Source organism: uncultured Granulicatella sp., assembly GCF_938030755.1.
GTDB lineage: Bacteria > Bacillota > Bacilli > Lactobacillales > Aerococcaceae > Granulicatella.
Genome location: NZ_CALHIF010000054.1, coordinates 1 through 3,170, shown reverse-complemented (window position 1 = coordinate 3,170; position 3,170 = coordinate 1). Strand labels below are relative to the sequence as shown.

General features: G+C 35.7%; 6 protein-coding genes. All 6 read left to right on the top strand.

The window, feature by feature from the left end:
- The first annotated feature begins 42 nt into the window (after window positions 1–42).
- A complete protein-coding gene (gene rimP / locus Q0594_RS05350; RefSeq protein WP_094080390.1) occupies window positions 43–531 on the top strand; it encodes a ribosome maturation factor RimP in 489 nt (162 codons plus the stop codon).
- 3 nt (window positions 532–534) lie between these two features.
- Window positions 535–1,305: a NusA N-terminal domain-containing protein gene (locus Q0594_RS05345; protein WP_298730272.1), complete on the top strand. Its 771-nt coding sequence runs from the start codon at window positions 535–537 to the stop codon at window positions 1,303–1,305.
- Window positions 1,306–1,421: 116 nt separating this feature from the next.
- The gene (locus Q0594_RS05340; protein ID WP_298730270.1) at window positions 1,422–1,697 is read left to right on the top strand and encodes a hypothetical protein; all 276 of its coding nucleotides are present in this window, start codon (window positions 1,422–1,424) and stop codon (window positions 1,695–1,697) included.
- 30 nt (window positions 1,698–1,727) lie between these two features.
- Window positions 1,728–2,321, top strand: a complete 594-nt coding sequence (locus tag Q0594_RS05335) for a hypothetical protein (protein ID WP_287541399.1) — start codon at window positions 1,728–1,730, stop codon at window positions 2,319–2,321.
- A gap of 84 nt (window positions 2,322–2,405) precedes the next feature.
- Window positions 2,406–2,912, top strand: coding sequence for a YfbM family protein (locus tag Q0594_RS05330; protein ID WP_004698303.1), 507 nt, complete (start codon window positions 2,406–2,408; stop codon window positions 2,910–2,912).
- A gap of 23 nt (window positions 2,913–2,935) precedes the next feature.
- Window positions 2,936–3,170: DUF2695 domain-containing protein (locus tag Q0594_RS05325; protein WP_298730264.1), on the top strand; the 235-nt coding region annotated here is incomplete at its 3' end.

The following is a 3,170-nucleotide window of genomic DNA, read 5'->3' as shown; positions in this document are numbered from 1 at the left end:
GTGGGTTAGCCCACTCTTTAGTTTTAGATACAGAGGTGGCTTATGGAAAAAATTTTGAATGAATTTGAAAAGAAAATCGAATTACATTTGAAAGAAATGAATTTAGAACTGGCTGATGTTGAATATGTACGAGATGGCGGTTATAATTATTTGAGAGTTTATGTGGAAAAGGAAGAAGGGGTGACGACATTAGATGACTGTATTGACTTTAGCAGAAAAATTGATGGAATTGCCGACGAGCTTATAGATGAGAAGTTTTTTCTGGAAGTTTCAACTCCGGGGATTGAACGTAAACTGAAAAAAGAAAAAGATTTTGTGCGATTTACTGGAGAAAAGATTAATGTTCACACAAAAAGCAATATTGAAGGAACTAAGAAATTTATTGGAAAATTAGAAAAATTTGAAAATAGTACAATTTTTATTTCTGATGTGAAGTTGAAAAAAGTAGTTCAAATTCCGCTGGAAAAATTGAAAAAGGCGAATTTGGTGTATGAAATACCCAACGGAATATTAGATAGCGAGGAGGATTAGAGAGTGAAAGGGAAAGACCAAAAAATATTTTTGGAAGCGCTTGATGAATTAGAGAAAGAAAAAGGGATTTTGAAGGAGGAGCTGCTTGAAACGATAGAAACAGCACTTCTTGCAGCATATAAAAAAAATTATGGGGAAAGGGATAACGTTAAAGTTATAATAAATAGAAATAGTGGAGATGTGAAGGTATTTTCACAAAAAAAAGTTGTAGAAGTTGTGGAAAATCCAGATGATGAAATAAGTTTAGAAGATGCAGTTTCGTTGAAAAAGAGATCAAAATTGGGCGATATTTTGGATTTGGAAATCAATGCGGAAAATTTTAAAAGAAATGCTATTCAAAATGCAAAGCAAATTGTTGTGCAAAAAGTTAGAGAATGCGAAAAAAGAAATATTTTTAACAAATTTAAAGAAATCGAAAACACAATTGTTTCAGCAAATGTCAGAAAAACCGATGAGAAAGGCAACTTATATGTCGATATTAATGGGCTTGAAGCGATTATTCCCGCAAAGGAGCTCTCAAGTGTGGATTCTTTTAAGCAAGGGGATAGAATAAAAGTTTTTGTCGGAGAAGTTGAAGAAAATACGAAATTTACAAAGACATTTATTTCAAGAAAATCAGAAGAGCTTTTAAGAGGACTGTTAAAACTTGAAATTCCTGAAATTGAAGAAGGGATTATTGAAATAAAAAATATCGCCAGAGAAGCTGGAAGCCGCTTAAGGTTCGTAAATCTAAAACAAAGAGAGAACCTTATTTTAAGGTGGGCGACGTATTAGCTGTTAAATTTGAAAACGAGTATGGTACTATTTTTGTTTCTGAGGTGGATCAATCACCGCGGAAAATTGAGTACCATTTAGCTTGTACGCGGCTTTTACAAAAAGAAAAACCTACAATGGAACAGTTTCTAAACAGCAAAATTGCCTGCCGGAAAGATAATACAAATTTCGGTATCGATACAGATTGCTGGTTTAACCATAAGGATTTAGGTTTGTTACTGAATAATTTGGAAATTATTGGGACCGTTGAACTATATCCGTGCAAACTATGGAAACTAGCACCAGCGGGAACGCTAGAGGATATCTATGAGGAGATTACAGATGAGCCAAGAATAGGTAGACTTCGCCTTATAGAAACGTATGAATTGGTGAAAGACATTGTTCATCAATAATTACTGTGTCAATAAGAGGGAGTAGATGTGATGGATGTAGCCACTCAAATATATATAGAAACTGTACAAGTCAGTGATATACCGTGGCACCGGTTAACCACAACCTATGGCCGTGCTACAGACTTTCCTACAGAGCTTGATGTATTGTGGAATATGGAAAGTATAGAAACTATTAATGCGGCTGGTGAAGAGCTAGCACAGAATATTGAGCATCAATCGACGTTGTGGCATGCTACACCATTTGCCATGATTTTCTTGTTTCGTATTTTTAAGAAAGCCCAGGAAGAGAGAACTCAGAATAAAGTAGCTCAGTATTTAGCAGAACAATTGGTAGACCTATTTTCTGTGATTGCTGAGTGTATCCGAGATGGTCTTCTACTGGAACATGCTGATCCTCTACCGTGTTTTGAGGATATGCTCAACGAAGAATATCTTTGGTCTGAAGAATACGATGAAGACGAAGATGTTCTTAGATATGAGGAAGAAGACGTATTTCCTGATGATTTATTCTTTAGCTTTTATTACTACTCACTGCAAGTGCTTTTACTAGCTATTCCGTTATTAGATAAATCTCATGAAGGAGAAGCTAATTTACTAGACTTACTGACAGAGATAGAGTATTAAATGAGAGATAGAGTACTAAATATCTAAGGGGATAGCAGATTATTACATATCTACTGAGATTACAGGATTAGGAGGTTATGGGCTATGGGACTAATTGCAAATTATAGCTGTTTAAGCGATGCGAATTTAAAAGAAATTAAAGCCATGGGCTCAGAAGAAGAGGAAATTCTTGAAAGCGTTGAAGAGTGGAATGACGATGATGAATTATTGCTTGATATCGATAAAATGTGGGATGTACTTCACTTTGTGCTAACTGGCGTAGGCACTGACCATAAGGACGATAAGAATCCTCTTAGCCAAGCTGTGCTTGGCATAACAGCTGTTGAAGAACTATCGGATTACTTAGCGTATACGGAACACGATAAGTTAGCAGATATCGTGGCGGCTCTAGAGCAGTTTGATATGGAAGAGGCTCTTGAATCTTTTGATATGGCAGCTTGCAAAGAGGCTGAGCTATATCCAGATATTTGGGATTACGATGAGGAAGAGGAGGAAATCAAAGACGAACTTCTTCATGATTTCGAGCAAATGAAACGTTTCTACAAACAAGTACTAGACGCTAATGGGAACGTGCTTGTATCGATTTGCTAAGTTCATAAAAGGAAATTATTATCATGGATAAAGCGCGTAAAAAGGAATTGTTAAAAGCATATGCAGATAAGCAGAGACAATCGTTTAAAGATAGTTTACCTATGGATGAAGAGTTGTTTTGGAATCTCTTTGATTATGTAGACGAGAAATTAGAGGAAAATGACGGTTGCGATCATAGTTTGACTTTCACTAGAGAATTCTTGGAAAAACAAAAGGTAGATGTAGAAATCGTATTAGACTGGATCGTCAACGAAGGTG

What these genes read in the sequence shown, in the direction of transcription:
- rimP (WP_094080390.1), top strand. Translation starts at nt 43, where the DNA reads ATGGAAAAAATTTTGAATGAATTTGAAAAGAAAATCGAATTACATTTG.
- Q0594_RS05340 (WP_298730270.1), top strand. Translation starts at nt 1,422, where the DNA reads ATGGAACAGTTTCTAAACAGCAAAATTGCCTGCCGGAAAGATAATACA.
- Q0594_RS05335 (WP_287541399.1), top strand. Translation starts at nt 1,728, where the DNA reads ATGGATGTAGCCACTCAAATATATATAGAAACTGTACAAGTCAGTGAT.
- Q0594_RS05330 (WP_004698303.1), top strand. Translation starts at nt 2,406, where the DNA reads ATGGGACTAATTGCAAATTATAGCTGTTTAAGCGATGCGAATTTAAAA.